This window comes from Flavobacterium pedocola (assembly GCF_053764385.1).
The window spans coordinates 165,936-182,350 of sequence record NZ_JBSNCR010000004.1; the positions used below are offsets into that span (position 1 = coordinate 165,936).

Here is a 16,415-nt window from a genome sequence, read left to right on the forward strand (position 1 = left end):
AAATTATTTTAAAGTGATTACTTTTTCCAAGATACAATTTAGAAGTGCTGTCAAGCAGGCGCTATGGGGAAGCAGTTTTAGATTTGACATAAAAAATTTAAGCTATTTACCACGCTGGATTATTTTGTCCATCGATATCGTAATGGTGGTATTGGCGGCATTTTTAGGACATATACTGTTGAAAGGTATTGGTCTGGACTTTTTTCTGAATGAAAATGTTTATGCACTGAGTGTGCTTTATTTCGTTGTAACACTTTTTTTCTTCTGGACTTTCAGGACATATTCCGGGATTATAAGGCTTTCCACGTTTATTGATGCGGTGAAGCTTTTTATGGCGCAATCCTCAACCTTTCTTTTTCTGTTGTTGCTGAATACTTTTTTCGAAGTGATCCGAGGGGAAAAACTGTTTCTTAACACCCGTCTTTTCATAACGGTTTTATTGTCGTTTTGTTTTCTTTTATTGTACAGAATCGTTGTGAAACAGTTGTTTGAACATTATCTGGATGAAAGTCTTAACAGTAAACTGGTACGTTCGTTAATTTACGGTGCCGATGCCAATGCGATTTCAGTTGCCAACGCTTTACGATTGGAGAGCCCGGCAAGGTTTAAAGTGGTAGGTTTCATTGATAAGGAAAATAAGAATACCACCAAAAGAATACTGGATTTACCGATTTTAAACGAAAGAAGAAGAATTCCGGTATTGTTGCGTTCCAACGGTGCAGAAGCACTTATTGTAGCGGACAAAACATTAACTAAGCAGGAAAAGCTGGCCATAGTGGACGACTGTCTTGAAAACAATTTTAAAGTGTTTTCCATTCCTAAGATTACGGATTGGGAAGACCGTGACGATATCTCAAAAAATATTCAGAATTTCCAGATTTTGGATTTGTTGGAACGACAGCCAATTGAGCTGGACGATCAGGCGATTTCAAGTAAAATCAAAGGCAAAACCGTACTGATTACCGGAGCTGCAGGTTCCATCGGAAGTGAAATTGTATGGCAGGTGCATTCGTTTGCCCCTGCAAAGATTATCCTGATTGACCAGGCCGAAACCCCGTTACATCATTTAACCCTCGAAATCGAGAAGTTGAAATCCAAAACATCGGTTCGTTCCATTATCGCCGATGTCCGTGATTTTAAAGTGATGGAATCGGTCTTCAAAACGCATAAGCCGCATTTGGTGTATCACGCAGCGGCCTACAAACACGTACCATTGATGGAGGTAAATCCTTCCCAGGCCATTTTTACCAATGTTTTAGGAACTAAAAATCTTGCCGATTTGTCCGTGGCTTACAACATTGAACGTTTCGTGATGGTTTCCACTGATAAAGCGGTTAATCCGAGTAACGTAATGGGGGCCAGTAAGCGAATTGCGGAGAAATACGTTCAGTCCTTATATCTTTATTTAAGCCGTACAGGTGTCCTGACAACGAAATTCATAACCACCCGATTTGGGAATGTTTTGGGTTCTAACGGATCGGTTGTTCCGTTGTTTACCGAGCAAATTGCAAAAGGCGGGCCGGTAACGATTACGCATCCGGAAATTATCCGTTACTTTATGACTATTCCCGAGGCCTGTCAATTGGTTTTGGAAGCGGGTGCCATGGGTAAAGGCGGAGAGATTTATATTTTTGATATGGGCAAACCGGTTAAAATAATTGATTTGGCGACCAAGATGATCCGTCTGGCGGGGCTTCGACCGGAAAAAGATATCAAAATACAGATTGTAGGGCTTCGTCCCGGTGAAAAATTATACGAAGAGTTGCTTAATGATACCGCCAAAACACTTCCGACACACCACGAGAAAATCATGGTTGCCGAAGATGTTTCCGATAATTATGAGGAACTCGAAAAGAAAGTAGACGAATTAATAGCCATAGCAAGAGGGTTTTTAGCCGAAGAAATTGTTTTGAAAATGAAAGAAATCGTTCCGGAGTTCCGTAGTATGAATTCCACTTACGAGTCGTTGGACAAGTAGTGAAATCGATTTTTGTTTCAAAATGGCGTAAACCCATATATTTGTAAAAAATTGCAGCATATGAAGTTGGTAAAACCAGCCCATTTTTTCTTTTTAGCCGTTCTTTTCAGTACGCTCTTTTCTTGTGCATCAAGGAAAGATATGGCGTATCTGTATGAAGGGGAAAACAAAGGGAAAGAATCAAAAGACAGTAACTCAAAAGATACTAATTCAAAAGAGAAAGAATCGAAAGCTACGGCTTATGAGCCTTTCATACAGAAAGACGATTTATTGCACATCACCGTTTCGGCTGAAAATCCGGAAGTGGCAGCACCCTATAATCTAAAAGCAGTTTCTGTTGATGGTGCAACCGGATCAGCAACCACTGGTCAAAACCATCTGGAGGCGTATCTGGTAGATAAAAACGGAGAGATCGATTTTCCACAGTTGGGCAAAATTAAACTGGCCGGACTTACACGTCTGGAAGCCGTTGAGAAAATAAAGACCGCTTTAACCGATTACATCGTAAACCCAACCGTTTATATCCGACTGGTGAATTTTAAAGTATCCGTTTTAGGGGAAGTGACGCGTCCGGGTGTACATTCGGTTGCCGGTGAGAGAATGACATTGTTGGAAGCTTTAAGTCTTTCCGGAGATTTGACGGTTTACGGGAAAAGGAAAAATATCATGGTGATCCGTGAAAAAGAAGGTGTGAAAACAATCGGGAAAGTAGATATTACCAATCCGGATTTTATCAATTCCCCGTATTATTACCTTTCCCAAAACGATGTGGTTTACGTAGAACCTAACAAGGTTAAAATGAATGCTTCTACGGTTGGACCTAATATTGCGGTAGGCTTGTCAGTAGTGTCTATGGCGATTGGAATTGTTTTATTATTGATAACAAAATAAGCCGATGCAGGAGGATTTTACAGAAAAAGACAACCCGTTCGATAACGGTTTAAACCTACAGGAGCAAATCCATTATTACATCCGTAACTGGAAATGGTTTTTCCTGAGTGTTTTTTTGGTGTTGTCTACGGCCTACATCTATCTCCGTTATTCCATTCCGCAGTATAAAGCGGCGACGACGCTTATGCTTAAAGACGAAAAACGGGGCGGCGTGGAATCCGAGCAATCCGCTTTTTCCGACTTGGGCGTTCTTGCGAGTGTAAAAAGTAATCTTGATAACGAAATTGAAGTGATCAAATCCCTTACGATGATCAAATCTACGGTAAAGGAATTGGGACTTAATGTGTCTTATATCAACGAGGGTAGGGTTAAATCTGAAGAATTATACCGAAAAACCCCTGTGAATTTTATTTTCTCCCGCCTTCATGAGCAATACGAAGAAAGCACAATTGTCTATAAAATTGTCAGTGAGACTTCTTTAACTTTTTTACTGTTGGACAGAGAGGAAAACGTAAAAGGGAAGTACCATTACGGGGAAACCATTCATTTAAAAGAAGGCGATGCGGTTGTTTTAGGGACGCCGGCCAAGAAAAACTTTAAGGAGAATCCTTTTAAGGTAATGATCATGGTACGCCCTGTGGGAGCTGTAGCCGGAACTTTTAAGAGCCGACTGAACATTGCCAAAATAGGCGAACGAACCAGTGTGGTGGAACTATCCATCGTAGATCCGGTTCGGGAGAAAGCCGAAGATTTCCTAAACGGGCTTATCAAAGTGTACAACGAAGATGTGGTGAATGATAAAAACCTCGTTTTCGAAAACACCTCAAGATTCATCAACGAAAGGTTGCGAATCATCGCCGGGGAACTCGAAGATGTGGAAAAAAACACTGAAAATTTCAAACGATCGCATCATGTTACCGATATCGCTTCCGAGGCAAGTTTGTTTTTGGCCAATGCCAGCGAATTTGAAAGAAAAGAAATCGAAACGGAAACCCAGCTGAAAGTGGTGGCTACGATGATGGATTACGTAAAGGAAAACGATAAAGCCGAACTGATCCCCACCAATGTTTTAACTTCCGATGCTAACGCGTCCGGTCTTATCGATCAGCACAATCAGTTGGTTTTGGAACGCAACCGCTTGTTGAAAAATGCGGCGCCTAAAAACGTGGTTATCCAAACGATTGATAAAAAAATTGAAGCTTTAAAACTAAACATTCAATCCAGTTTGGCCCGCCTGAAATCGTCGCTTCAGATCAAAAAGCAGGACCTGGCCTATCAAAACGCTATTTTTAACGGTAAGATTTCAAAGATTCCAACGATAGAACGCGAATCCAAAGTGTTGGGCCGTCAGCAGCAAATCAAAGAATCCCTTTATTTATATTTATTGCAGAAGAGAGAAGAGACAGCTATTTCTTTAGCAGTTACGGCTCCCAATGCCAAAGTGATCGATCCGGCCATTTCTTCTAAAGCACCGATTGCGCCGCAAAAAGGATCGATTTATTTGATGGCGTTTGCCATAGCCCTGATTCTGCCTTTCAGTATTTTGTATTTGTTGCGAATGATGGACAATAAGGTGAAAGGGCGTCATGACGTGGAAAGTAAGCTGTCCATTCCGTTTTTGGGGGATATCCCGACTTCGCAATCGCATGAAGAAGTCATTGAAGCTAATAGTCGTTCCAATTCGGCGGAAGCGATCCGTATCATCCGTACGAATCTCGAATTCATGCTGAATCAGGTGCCGGACAACGAGGCAAAAACGATATTCGTTACTTCCACTTTACCGAAAGAAGGTAAAACGTTCGTTGCAGTTAATTTAGCCTGTACGATAGCGCTTTCAGGTAAAAAAGTATTGTTGATCGGTATGGATATCCGTAATCCGAAACTGGAAGATTATCTTCATTTGCCAAAAGAAGGAGTCACCAATTATCTGTCCGGTAAAGATGTGGATTTAGATTCGCTCATTCACAAAATTCCGAACTATAATGAGTTTTATGTGTTGCCTTCCGGAGTGATTCCGCCAAATCCTGCCGAATTGCTGATGAGTCAGAAAGTGGGAAGGCTGTTTGAAAAGTTTAAAAAGGAATTCGATTACATTATCGTGGATACGTCTCCGGTGCATCTGGTGACCGATACCATGCTGATTTCCCATCATGCACATTCTTTTATTTATGTGATACGTGCTAATTATCTGGATAAGCAATTGCTTCGAGTACCTTATCAGCTATATAAAGAAAAGAAAATGCCGAACATGTCGATTCTTCTGAACGATACCAACATCCAACGCGGTTATGGTTATGGCTACGGTGCTTACGGCTATGGTTACGGTTACGGTGTTGAGGTTGAAAAGAAAAGCTGGTTACAGCTTCTGAAAGATAAATTATTTAAAAAAGAGGTCTAAATGGACCTCTTTTTATTTGAATGTACTATTGTTTTTCATCGCTTCGATTAACGGAAGCGGATCTTTAATTTTGATTTTCTTCGAAAAAGCTTCGATATGGTTTTTGTGGTGAATGTCTGATCCGGTAAAATCGATCATGCCTTTTTTGAGCAGTTTTTTTGCTATTTCCGCTACTTCAGGCCCGTAATACCCCATAGTGGATAAAAGGTTGAGTTGAAACAGGCAGCCCGCTTTTTTAAGTTTTTTGTATTCCGAAAAATTCTTGTGGTAATAGGCATATCGCTCGGGATGTGCCAATACAGGCGTGTATCCGGCCAACTGCAATTGAAATAACGTATCTAAAAGCTGTAATGGCGGATTCAGATAGGAAATCTCCACCAACACGTAGTTGTCTTTTAATGTTAACAGCGAACCCGACTGATACAGTCTTGTGAAATTCTCATTGATCATGTATTCCGAAGCGGTTCTCAACTCAAGTTTAGCGGTCAGTTCCGGGGAAAGTCGTTTGACGTCTTCGTATTTTTGAAGAATGGATTCACGGGTGTTGTCCCAGACATGTTCAATGGTATGCGGTGTGGTAATAATTTTTGAAAAACCGAGATTCAGCATCGATTGCATCAGATAGTTGGAATCTTCTATTGTTTTTGCCCCATCGTCTATCCCAAAAAGAATATGGGAATGGATATCCACATAATCATTGGGAATCAATTCTTTTAATAACGGTTTGGATTTAAAAATGGAAAACATGCTGCAAAGGTAGAAATTTTTTGTTTTTTTCGGGTTCCGGTCTGAGGTTTCAAGATGTTTTGCGATAAAAAAAAGTTACATTTTTTACTAAGAAATTAGTTTTGTAACAAGTTTGTTGCCGGATTATGATTAAAGGGCATCGGAGCGGAATAAGAAGGTTATTTTGCAACCCTTAAATTTGTTCAGTCCTTAAAATAGTTTAATTTTGAAAGTTTATAAGATATGGATTGCTAATAATGGAAAAGAAAAGCTTTGGTGAAGAAGAATGGCTTTATGAAATAGGGCCGAAAAACAAATTTTTTTCCCTGAATCTAAAGGAGGTTTGGCGTTATCGGGATTTACTGATGCTTTTTGTAAAACGTGATGTGGTTACGGTTTATAAGCAGACTGTTTTGGGGCCGTTATGGTATTTGATACAGCCTTTGTTCACCTCTATAATTTTTACGATTATTTTTAACAATGTGGCCGGTATTGCCACAGGAACCGTTCCACCTTTTTTGTTCAATTTAGGCGGTGTAATGGTGTGGAATTATTTTACCTCTTGTTTGAATGATACCTCAGATACGTTCAAAAAGAATGCTTCGGTTTTCGGAAAAGTGTATTTCCCGAGACTGATTGTACCACTTTCCATAGTGGTGTCCAATCTGCTGAAGTTTGCCATTCAGTTTTTTGTTTTTATCGGCTTTTATATCTTTTTTGTTTTCAGAGGAATGCCAATGGAATTATCGGCAAAGGTGTTGTTTTTTCCTTTTTTGGTAGCCATAATGGGGATTTTAGGCTTAGGCCTGGGCATGATTATTTCGTCGTTAGTAACCAAATACAGGGATTTAAGTTTTTTGGTAACTTTTGGTGTTCAGTTGTTGATGTATGTATCGGCAGTGATGTACCCTATGGAGCTGATAAAGCAAAAAATGCCGCAATTCGGATGGTTGATTGAATACAATCCTTTGGCTTATGTAGTGGAAACTTCCCGTTATTTATTGTTGAATCAGGGCACGGTTTCAATTGGAGGATTGTGTTATACCGTAGCCGTAACCTTAGGGGCCTTCTTATTCGGGCTTGTGATTTTTAACAGAACGGAAAAGAATTTTATCGATACCGTGTAAAATCCTGCGAGATAGGGTTTGTAATGTAAACTATATTGATTAGTGAGTAATAAAGACATCATATTAAAAGTTGAAAATATATCCAAGCAGTACCGTTTAGGAACTGTTGGGACAGGTACGTTAAGCCATGACTTAAACCGTTGGTGGCATGCCTTATGGGGTAAAGAAGACCCGTATCTGAAAGTAGGGGAAACCAACGATAGAAGTTCAAAAGGCAGCAGCGATTACGTTTGGGCATTGCAGGATATTAATTTTGAAGTGCATCGTGGTGAAGTTTTAGGAATTATCGGAAAAAACGGTGCCGGTAAATCGACACTTCTTAAAATATTGTCGAAAGTTACCGCTCCTACAACCGGAACCATTAAATCCAGAGGTCGTATTGCTTCTTTACTTGAAGTGGGGACAGGGTTTAATCCGGAATTAACCGGCAGGGAAAATGTATACCTGAACGGTGCTATTTTAGGAATGACGAAAAAGGAGATCGCTTCCAAAATGGACGAAATCATCGCTTTTTCAGGTTGTGAGCGCTATATTGATACGCCTACAAAACGTTACAGCAGTGGTATGACCGTGCGTTTGGCGTTTGCCGTAGCCGCTTTTCTGGAGCCGGAAATTTTAGTGGTTGATGAAGTATTGGCCGTCGGAGATGCGGAGTTTCAGAAGAAAGCCGTTGGGAAAATGCAGGATATCGCTAAGGGTGAAGGAAGGACCGTATTGTTCGTAAGTCATAACATGACCACGATTAATAACCTTTGTAAAAATTCCATACTTTTAGACAAAGGAAGGATTTTTAAGACGGGACCTACAGCTGAAATTGTTCCCTATTATTTGTCCTCTTCCAGTGATGAGGAAATGATACCGAAGATTATATTCGAAGAGAAGGACACTAAGCGTTTTCAGTTCCTGGAAGCAAAACTTGTGGATGAAACCGGAAGTGTTTTTTCAGATGGGGTTGTGCCCACCAATCAATCTTACTTTTTCGAAATTGATTATCTTTTTAAAGATGAATTGCCTAAGTGTCACTTAACCTTGATTATTAAGAATTCTGTCGGCGAGGTGGTGTTGTTTATTGACAGAAGTGATTTTTATCAGGAATATTTTGTTGCCGAAACGGGTCGTTACAAAGCCAGAGTTCAAGTTCAAAATCCGCTTTTAAAACCGGATGTGTATTATGTTACTTTAGGGTTGGCCAATCAGTATTCTAACGCAAATGATCATCAGTTTGATATTTTAAAATATAAAATTGAAGATTTGAGTTCCATACGAAGTTCAAGACAGGGAAGCCTTTTTTTACCGACAAAATGGGAAATGACAAAAGTCGAATAAGATGAAAAGATTTTTGGCAAATATGCTTGCCAGGCTCTTGCTTAAGGCCGATGGCGATTTAAAGAGAAGACTGTACGATGCTTTCAAAAACAGTCATTCTCATGCAAAATACCTTGCGTACAGGGAAAAATATAAGATTGCGGAAAGCTTCAGGTTTAACGGATTGGATATTGTTTTTTACGGTGAAGGCCAGATTAGCTGCGGAGCGAATTCGTATATCGGAAATTATTCCACGGTTCAGGCCGCTCCCAATCAGAAAGTGGTTATAGGGAATAACTGTTCCATATCTCATAATGTAAGGATTTATACTTCCTCGAATGCAACCGATCAGGACATGAACACTTTGGCTGCAAAACAAAAAGTTGTTGGAGATGTAATTATAGGCGATGGTGTCTGGATTGGCGCCAATGTTTTTATCCGAGAAGGGGTTGTTATAGGAAGTAATGCGGTCATCGGAGCCAATTCGGTGGTCACAAAAGATGTCGAGGCAAACGCTGTTTACGGAGGTATTCCGGCTAAATTAATAGGAAGAAAATCGTAAGCTCATGTTGAAATCCGCCATCAAAATGTTTTTCAGGGGAAGTGGTATACGAAGGATAAAGACGCTTTCCGTAAATTTAAGTTACCCTGCCATCCGAATCTATATTTACAAAAAGGTTAGTTTTTTTAAAAGTAAAACAGCAAACATTGTATTGGAACCGGGCGCTTTCCTGCAATTAGGATCCGTTTGGAAAAATACCGGTTTTCAGGCCACAACCTTTAAAATGGATGACAATGCTGTTTTAAAAGTTCAGGGGAAATTCGACATCCATACCGGTGCTTTTATAGTGGTCAATAAAAACGCACAACTTGTTTTAGGAAGCGGTTATGCGAATAATGATGTGGAAATAAATTGTTTCAAATCCATTACAATCGGGCATCAGGTAGCTATTTCCAAAGGGGTCATCATAAGAGATTCAGATAACCATGTTTTGAATGGCCAAAGCGATAAGGTAGCTGCTCCCATTGTAATCGGAAACCATGTTTGGATTGGTCTTCGCGCCGTTATTCTGAAAGGTGTTACCATTGGCGATGGCGCGGTAATAGCAGCTGGAGCCGTAGTTACAAGAGATGTGCCGGCCAACAGTATAGTAGCGGGAGTACCTGCAAGAGTGATTAAAGAAAATTGTAGTTGGGAATAAATGGGTAAAACAGCTTTTTTTATACAAGCCAGAGTTGGGTCGACACGATTGCCCGGTAAAGTTTTGCTGCCTTTTTACGGGAACAGTTCAATTCTGGATTTAGTGACTGAGAATATCAAGAGTGCTTTTCCGGATATTTCTTTAGTCTTGTGTACCTCAACAAGCAGTGCAGACGATTTGATAGTTGATTTTTGTAAAAAAAACGGAATCGACTGTTTCAGAGGAAGTGAAAACAATGTTTTAAGCAGGTTTACGGAAGCAGCCGATTTTTACGGGGTTTCAACCGTTATCAGAATATGTGCTGACAACCCTTTTCTGGACGTTTCGTTTTTGAAAGAGTTGCTTGACTTTTATGCTGAAAACCCAAATGCGGACTATTGGAGTTTTAAAAATACAGCGGGAACACCGGTGATAAAAACACATTACGGTTTTTTTGCCGAAATTGTAACAAATGAAGCGCTGCAGGCTGTTTTGCAAAGAACCGATGATCCTTTGTATCTGGAGCATGTTACCAATTTTGTTTATGCACACGATGGTTTTGAGGTAAGGCTTAAAGAATTGCCGGATTATCTGAAAGACAGAACGGATTTACGATTCACCATAGATGACGAGGACGATTTTGAAAATTTGAAACCGGTGTATCAATTTTATAAAAATAACAATCAAGATCTTCGAAAAACTGTTTTATTTGTAGATCAGAATAGCAGTGTGAGGGATAAAATGATTGCTAACATTAAAAAGTATTCTAAATGACATATATAATTGGGGAAATAGGACAAAACCATAACGGATCCGTAGAATTGGCCAAAGTGACCATTGACTTGGCATCAAGAGAGATTAAGGATGAGGTTTTCGGTACTGTTTTGAAAGGGATGGATGCGGTTAAACTGACCAAGAGAGATTTGAATCAGGAACTTTCAAAGTCTCAGATGGACATGATCTATAATTCACCACACTCTTTTGGAAGAACGTATGGAGAGCACAGACAGTATCTGGAGTTGTCCGATGAGGAGCACTTTGAAGTGTATAAACATGCAAAAGAGAAAGGGCTTGATTTTGTGGAAACCCTTTGCGCCACAGGTTGTTTGTCCATGTTGAAACTCTTCACCCCGGATAAACTGAAAGTTGCTAGTAGGGATTTGACCAACTTACCGCTTTTAGAGGCATTGGCCGAAACCAAAATACCAATTATTGTTTCCACCGGGATGGCCGGAAAAAAAGAGTTGGATGATGCAATAGCAGTAATAACAAAATACCATTCCGATTTGGCGATACTGCATTGTGTTTCACAATACCCTACAGAACCCAAAAACGTCAATCTGAATACCATTAAATTTTTATTGGAAAACTATAAGCAGTTTGTAATTGGTTATTCAGACCATACTATAGGAATTTCAACCCCGGTGGCTGCGGTAGCTATGGGTGCTAAAATCATTGAAAAACACATTACGATCGACCGCAGGATGAAAGGAACCGACCAGGCAGGATCGTTAGGTCCTGACGGCGTTCACCGCATGGTTAGGGATATCCGTATTTTGGATCAGTCCATGGGAGAAGAAGCGATTTTCATTGTACCTGAAACGGAATCGGCAAAAATTAAATTAGAACGATCGATCGCCACTAAAAGAGACATGAAAGCGGGAGAGGTTATTACTGAAAACGACATTCATATGCTTTCACCGGGTGATGGTTTTAAATGGGCCGAGAAAGATAAGGTAATCGGAAAAGTGTTGCAAAAAGACATTGCCGGAAACGAAGTGATTTATCAAAATATCCTGTAAAATGGTTGATAGTTTAAAAGCAGAAATACAAAAGCTTTCTGAGAAATCAATATTCAGCCCAAACGTTGATTGCCTTACGGAGCCGGAATGGGAGACAGTCATAGCTGTTTTTAAATCAGATTACGCGAGGTATTATACGGGAGATCTGGATTTTAGTAAGGTTAAATATTTTCCGGGACTTTTGGCCACTTTATGTTACCGTATTTCCCGAAGCCTGTTTCTGAAAGGAGACGAAAAAAATGCTTTGGAATATTCCTCGCTGGGCTTTTCTTTAACTGCTATCGAAATGTATTATTCAGCAGATATCGGCCAATCCTTAAAAATCAATCATGGCGCAGGTACAGTTATTGGTTCAAGAACCAAGGTGGGCAATAATGTTTTGTTGCATCAGAATGTCACCTTAGGAGAAAAAAACGGAGGCAGGGCTTCGATTGGCAATAATGTAACAGTATACCCGGGTGCTATTATTGTCGGAGATGTTTTCATTGGTGATAATTCTATAGTTGGCGCAAATGTTTTTACAGATAAAAGTCATCCGGAAAATTCAAAAATTATTTAAATGAAGCTACCCAAATTAATACTGACAGACATTGACGGCGTTTGGACTGACGGAGGCATGTATTACGATCAGACCGGAAACGAATGGAAAAAATTTAATACTTCTGACAGTGCAGGGGTGCTTTTCTGTAAAAAACTAAGTATTCCGGTAGGGATAATTACGGGGGAAGATACAGAAATAGTGAAGCGCAGAGCAGACAAACTGAAAATCGACCTGTTGTTTCAGGGTGTTTCCGATAAACTGTCTACTGCTAAAACATTGTGTGCTGAGTTGGGAATCACGCTGGATGATGTCGCTTATATCGGAGATGATATCGGCGATATCGAATTGTTGTCGCATGTCGGAATAAGTGCGGCGCCTAATAACGCTCCATTATACATAAAGAACAAAGTTGATTTCATTACTAAGAAAAACGGAGGCGAAGGCGCTTTCAGAGAGTTTGTGGAAACTGTTTTAGGGGATGATAAAATGGATGAAATAATTCGAAATCTTTAATGAACAATCGTTTAGATATAAAAGATTTTATTCTCAAAATTGAACAGGATTTTCCGGTTAACAGCTGGCGGATCAATTCCGTGGCTATTTGGCCGGTGTTGCGCTATCATTTGTTTTTTTGGCTGGTGTACACCACTGAAAATGACAAGCTGAAATTTAAAAAAGAAACGCAGCCCTCAACGGAACCACAGGCGATAGTAGGTTTGGTACATCATCTGAAACAAGCTTTTGGCTGGCTTTGGTTTATCACCGCGTTACAGGCTAAAAAACAACTTTTTTTTTCGCCAAATCACATTCGTGTCAATTACAAAGGCAAATTTTTTAACCGCTTTTTTGACAGTCTTATCCGCTTGAACCAGCTGGAAAAATCATCCTATATTTTTGATTACCATCAGGAAAATAAATCGGATCTGACTGTTGAGAATGAAGCTATCTTTCATCCTCTTTTAAAATATAACAGCGGGTTCAAATCCTGGAAAGCCTTACTTGGGAAGTTGGGCCTGTACAAAAAAAAGGAAGTGTCATTTGAATTAAACGGTTATGAGGAGTTCCTGCAATTCCTGAAAACTTCCCCACTTACCGAGCCCTTTGCCAAGAAATACGAAATCTCTTTTCTGTCGGGGTATTTCAAAGGAATATTTGAAAACGAATCTTTTTTTGATAAAATCCTCGAGAAGACAAAGCCAACTGAGATTTACATCATTTGTTATTATACACCGCTTATGCATTCTTTACTGTTAGCCGCAAAAAAGAAAGGAGTAAAAGTAATCGAAGTTCAGCATGGGCCAATGTCCAATACCCATTTGTCGTACACCCATTGGCATAATTTGCCTGAAGAAGGCTATGTGTTTTTGCCCGATGAATTTTGGTGTTGGGATCAGGATAGTTTAAACAACATGAACTCCTGGTGTACTAAAACCCGGAAGCATTCGGCTTTTCTCGGAGGAAATCCTTGGTTGGATTATCTGAAGGGAGAGAAACAGTCAGCAGATTTGCCTCAAAACATGATTTTGTATACGCTGCAGCCATTAGCTTTCGAAGTGTTATTCCCAGAAGAATTACTGAATGTAATGCGTACGCAAAAATGGATGTGGTACATCCGATTGCATCCCAGACAATACAATCAAAAACAAGAGCTTTCAGATTATTTAAGGGATAATGGTGTTTCGGATGTTGTAAATTTGGAAGAAGCTTACAACTTACCATTACCTATTTTGTTAAATAACTGTCTTGTACATCTTACTCATTTTTCAGGATCGGCCATAGAAGCTTCAATGATGAATAAATTCACAATTATTCTGGATAAATTGGGCGAAGATACTTTTAAGGAAATCATACAAAATCAAAAAGCGATATATTTACCGATTGACAACCAGTTTTCAGATGCGTTTGAAAATGTTTTAAACCAACTTTGATTTTGCAGCCTTTTATTTCGATTATCATACCAACTTTTAACAGGGCAAACCTCATTGGAGAAACACTCGATTCGATAGTGGAGCAAACGCATGCTGATTGGGAATGTATACTTGTGGATGACGGATCTACGGATAATTCAAGAGAAGTGATTGAAACATATCTGAAAAAAGATTCCCGTTTCCGATATTTTGAAAGACCTTCAGACCGTAAAAAAGGAGCTAATGCTTGTCGTAATTATGGTTTCGAGCAGAGTAAAGGGGCTTATGTGAAATGGTTTGACAGTGATGATGTGCTTTTACCGGATGCTTTGGAAAAACAATTGGAGGTTTTAAAAGAAACCGGAAAACAAATTGCTGTCTGCGAATATCATTTGTTTAGAAATAGAGAAACAGAAAATATAGTTCCGCAATATTTAAATGAAAAAGTAACGAATCTTTTTTTAACCTACATTTCCGGGGACATAACTTTAAATACACAAATTGTGTTGTTTTCAAGAGATGTAGTGGAAGGATATTTATTTGATGAATCGCTTTCGAGGGCACAGGATTTGGATTTTATCTACCGGATATTGAAAGACCACAACGCAGAAGTGGTATTGCAAAATGAGGTTTTGGTTCAGATAAGAGCGCATTCGGACTCCATCACCGGAACTTTTCACAAAGGCAATCTGAGTGCTTTAAATTCGGAAATCCGGGTACGCCAACATATCTTTAACGATAATTATAATAATCCTCAAATTCCTCAGGAAGTACAGCAACGGGTGTTGGTTACGTGCCTTAACAGTTTCAGGGCTTTACTGCTCAACGGTTATTATCAGGAGTACAGAAGTTTTATGAGGGATTTTAAGAAGAAACTGTCTTTTCAGAAAAAATGGAAGATCAACGTATTGTTAGGGATCGCCAGCTTATACAAAAGAACGGGTAAAGGGATTTATATTTACGGTAAAATCGCAAAAAAAATTTAATTGGAATCAACTCGAATCAAATACAGTATTTTAATCACAACCAAGAACAGGTTGGAGGATTTGTTGTATACGCTTTCCGAAATACGGCCTTTATTGCAACGCGATGATACGGAATGTATTATTTGTGATGACGGTTCAACAGACGGTACTTTTGAAACGGTTCAAAATCAATTCCCGGAAGTTCAGTTAATGCGTAATGAAACAAGCAAAGGTTTGATTTTCAGCAGAAACAGAATGCTTAATGCCATTTCTTCTGATTATGCCATTTCTTTAGATGATGACGCTAATTTCCTGACGGCTTCTTCGTTGGAACTGATAGACCGTTTTTTTGAAGCACATCCAAAATGCGGTGTTCAGAGTTTCAGGATTTTCTGGAGTACGAAACAACCTCATTCCATAACCTCAAAAGACGAAAGCAAACGAGTGAAGAGTTTTGTGGGGTGTGGTCATGTGTGGAGGATGAAAGCCTGGAAGGAAATCCCGGATTATCCGGCTTGGTTTATTTTTTACGGGGAAGAAGATTTTGCGGCACTCCAATTGTTCAAAAAAGGTTGGGAAGTCCATTACAATCCGGAAGTTTTAGTACACCATCGTGTTGATTTGTCTGCGCGAAAAAACAATAAAGACTATCAGTTGCGACAGCGAAGAGCGTTGAGGGCAGGCTGGTACCTGTATTTCATGTTTTATCCCTGGAAGGTAATTCCGAGAAAATTAGCCTATACCTTATGGATACAATTAAAAACCAAAGTTTTTAAAGGTAGTTTTAAAGCAACAATGGCAATACTGCAGGCCATGGGCGATGTTTTGGTTAATATGCCTAAATTAATTAGCCAGAGCAACCGTTTAACATCAGAAGAATTAAATCAATTTAGTAAATTGCCTGCGTTTAAAGTATATTGGAATCCTGAAGATGAGTCATAAAACAATAGCGATAATTCCGGCCCGTGGTGGTTCAAAAAGGCTGCCCGGTAAAAACACCATGTTGTTGGGCGGCATCCCTTTGTTGGTCCACAGTATAAAGTATGCCCAAAAGCATGATTTTATCGATCAGGTTTATGTATCAACAGACGATGCGAAGATAAAAGAAGTGGCTTTGCAATTCGGCGCATTGGTTGTAGACAGGCCAAGTGAACTTTCAGGTGATTTTGAACCAACGGTTTCCGCGCTGAAGCACGTTTTGAGTACAATAGAACCTGTTGAAAATGTAATTTTACTGCAACCAACCAATCCGTTACGTCCGGAGGATTTACTTCAGGAAGCTTTTCAGGTTTTTACCTCTGGGAAGCACGAAAGTTTATTTACCGTAACAAGGAATTTGCATAAATTAGGAAAAATAAACAATAATCAATTCGAGCCGTATAACTACGAAATTGGGCAGCGCAGCCAGGATCTGGAGCCTTTGTATTTTGAAAACGGACTGCTTTATATTACCAAAGCTTCTTTGATTGAACAGGATACCATTATCAGTCAGGAGGCATTTCCCATGATAGTCACTAGTGTCTTTGCCGGGATCGACATCGATACACAGGAAGATTTTGACTATGCGGAGTACATTTTAAATAAAACTAACTAA

General features: G+C 39.6%; 16 protein-coding genes. 15 read left to right on the forward strand and 1 reads right to left on the reverse strand.

The features are described 5' to 3' along the window. Window positions 1-13 precede the first annotated feature (13 nt). From ACWPKD_RS10635 to ACWPKD_RS10645, 3 genes are read left to right on the forward strand one after another with little or no spacing between them, the layout of a single operon-like run. A complete protein-coding gene (locus tag ACWPKD_RS10635; RefSeq protein WP_455412657.1) occupies window positions 14-1,978 on the forward strand; it encodes a polysaccharide biosynthesis protein in 1,965 nt (654 codons plus the stop codon). Between the two features lie 60 nt (window positions 1,979-2,038). Beyond that, window positions 2,039-2,869, forward strand: coding sequence for a polysaccharide biosynthesis/export family protein (locus ACWPKD_RS10640; protein ID WP_455412658.1), 831 nt, complete (start codon window positions 2,039-2,041; stop codon window positions 2,867-2,869). 4 nt (window positions 2,870-2,873) lie between these two features. Next, window positions 2,874-5,267 (forward strand): GumC family protein, encoded by a 2,394-nt coding sequence (locus tag ACWPKD_RS10645; RefSeq protein ID WP_455412659.1) that lies wholly within the window; start codon window positions 2,874-2,876, stop codon window positions 5,265-5,267. Window positions 5,268-5,279: 12 nt separating this feature from the next. On the opposite strand, the gene ACWPKD_RS10650 is transcribed toward ACWPKD_RS10645, so the two are convergent. Beyond that, the gene (locus tag ACWPKD_RS10650; RefSeq protein ID WP_455412660.1) at window positions 5,280-6,014 is read right to left on the reverse strand and encodes a tyrosine-protein phosphatase; all 735 of its coding nucleotides are present in this window, start codon (window positions 6,012-6,014) and stop codon (window positions 5,280-5,282) included. A gap of 236 nt (window positions 6,015-6,250) precedes the next feature. Between ACWPKD_RS10650 and ACWPKD_RS10655 the strand changes: the two genes are divergently transcribed. The 12 genes from ACWPKD_RS10655 to ACWPKD_RS10710 are packed head-to-tail and all read left to right on the forward strand — an operon-like array spanning window position 6,251 to window position 16,415. After that, window positions 6,251-7,120 carry an ABC transporter permease gene (locus tag ACWPKD_RS10655; protein ID WP_455412661.1) on the forward strand — a complete coding sequence of 290 codons (870 nt, stop codon included), beginning with the start codon at window positions 6,251-6,253 and terminating at the stop codon, window positions 7,118-7,120. A gap of 42 nt (window positions 7,121-7,162) precedes the next feature. After that, complete coding sequence (locus tag ACWPKD_RS10660; RefSeq protein WP_455412662.1) at window positions 7,163-8,446, forward strand: ABC transporter ATP-binding protein; 1,284 nt, start codon at window positions 7,163-7,165, stop codon at window positions 8,444-8,446. 1 nt (window position 8,447) lies between these two features. Next, window positions 8,448-8,987 carry an acyltransferase gene (locus ACWPKD_RS10665; protein ID WP_455412663.1) on the forward strand — a complete coding sequence of 180 codons (540 nt, stop codon included), beginning with the start codon at window positions 8,448-8,450 and terminating at the stop codon, window positions 8,985-8,987. Window positions 8,988-8,991: 4 nt separating this feature from the next. After that, entirely contained in the window at window positions 8,992-9,627 is a 636-nt protein-coding gene (locus ACWPKD_RS10670; protein ID WP_455412664.1) for an acyltransferase, read from the forward strand. Beyond that, window positions 9,628-10,380: a cytidylyltransferase domain-containing protein gene (locus tag ACWPKD_RS10675; protein WP_455412665.1), complete on the forward strand. Its 753-nt coding sequence runs from the start codon at window positions 9,628-9,630 to the stop codon at window positions 10,378-10,380. It begins immediately after the preceding gene. Next, window positions 10,377-11,408, forward strand: coding sequence for an N-acetylneuraminate synthase family protein (locus ACWPKD_RS10680; protein WP_455412666.1), 1,032 nt, complete (start codon window positions 10,377-10,379; stop codon window positions 11,406-11,408). The genes ACWPKD_RS10675 and ACWPKD_RS10680 overlap by 4 nt, the downstream gene beginning before the upstream one ends. Window position 11,409: 1 nt before the next feature. Further along, window positions 11,410-11,967, forward strand: coding sequence for a serine O-acetyltransferase (locus ACWPKD_RS10685; RefSeq protein WP_455412667.1), 558 nt, complete (start codon window positions 11,410-11,412; stop codon window positions 11,965-11,967). Continuing rightward, on the forward strand, window positions 11,968-12,462 hold the full coding sequence (locus ACWPKD_RS10690; protein ID WP_455412668.1) for a KdsC family phosphatase: 495 nt from the start codon (window positions 11,968-11,970) through the stop codon (window positions 12,460-12,462). Then, complete coding sequence (locus tag ACWPKD_RS10695) at window positions 12,462-13,877, forward strand: hypothetical protein (RefSeq protein ID WP_455412669.1); 1,416 nt, start codon at window positions 12,462-12,464, stop codon at window positions 13,875-13,877. The genes ACWPKD_RS10690 and ACWPKD_RS10695 overlap by 1 nt, the downstream gene beginning before the upstream one ends. Before the next feature lie 2 nt (window positions 13,878-13,879). Beyond that, complete coding sequence (locus ACWPKD_RS10700; protein WP_455412670.1) at window positions 13,880-14,842, forward strand: glycosyltransferase family 2 protein; 963 nt, start codon at window positions 13,880-13,882, stop codon at window positions 14,840-14,842. Then, entirely contained in the window at window positions 14,843-15,763 is a 921-nt protein-coding gene (locus tag ACWPKD_RS10705) for a glycosyltransferase family 2 protein (protein WP_455412671.1), read from the forward strand. Further along, a complete protein-coding gene (locus tag ACWPKD_RS10710; protein WP_455412672.1) occupies window positions 15,753-16,415 on the forward strand; it encodes an acylneuraminate cytidylyltransferase family protein in 663 nt (220 codons plus the stop codon). Before ACWPKD_RS10705 ends, ACWPKD_RS10710 begins: the two co-directional genes overlap by 11 nt.

What these genes read in the sequence shown, in the direction of transcription:
- ACWPKD_RS10640 (WP_455412658.1), top strand. Translation starts at nt 2,039, where the DNA reads ATGAAGTTGGTAAAACCAGCCCATTTTTTCTTTTTAGCCGTTCTTTTC.
- ACWPKD_RS10645 (WP_455412659.1), top strand. Translation starts at nt 2,874, where the DNA reads ATGCAGGAGGATTTTACAGAAAAAGACAACCCGTTCGATAACGGTTTA.
- ACWPKD_RS10650 (WP_455412660.1), bottom strand. Translation starts at nt 6,014, where the DNA reads ATGTTTTCCATTTTTAAATCCAAACCGTTATTAAAAGAATTGATTCCC.
- ACWPKD_RS10655 (WP_455412661.1), top strand. Translation starts at nt 6,251, where the DNA reads ATGGAAAAGAAAAGCTTTGGTGAAGAAGAATGGCTTTATGAAATAGGG.
- ACWPKD_RS10665 (WP_455412663.1), top strand. Translation starts at nt 8,448, where the DNA reads ATGAAAAGATTTTTGGCAAATATGCTTGCCAGGCTCTTGCTTAAGGCC.
- ACWPKD_RS10670 (WP_455412664.1), top strand. Translation starts at nt 8,992, where the DNA reads ATGTTGAAATCCGCCATCAAAATGTTTTTCAGGGGAAGTGGTATACGA.
- ACWPKD_RS10675 (WP_455412665.1), top strand. Translation starts at nt 9,628, where the DNA reads ATGGGTAAAACAGCTTTTTTTATACAAGCCAGAGTTGGGTCGACACGA.
- ACWPKD_RS10680 (WP_455412666.1), top strand. Translation starts at nt 10,377, where the DNA reads ATGACATATATAATTGGGGAAATAGGACAAAACCATAACGGATCCGTA.
- ACWPKD_RS10685 (WP_455412667.1), top strand. Translation starts at nt 11,410, where the DNA reads ATGGTTGATAGTTTAAAAGCAGAAATACAAAAGCTTTCTGAGAAATCA.
- ACWPKD_RS10690 (WP_455412668.1), top strand. Translation starts at nt 11,968, where the DNA reads ATGAAGCTACCCAAATTAATACTGACAGACATTGACGGCGTTTGGACT.
- ACWPKD_RS10695 (WP_455412669.1), top strand. Translation starts at nt 12,462, where the DNA reads ATGAACAATCGTTTAGATATAAAAGATTTTATTCTCAAAATTGAACAG.
- ACWPKD_RS10710 (WP_455412672.1), top strand. Translation starts at nt 15,753, where the DNA reads ATGAGTCATAAAACAATAGCGATAATTCCGGCCCGTGGTGGTTCAAAA.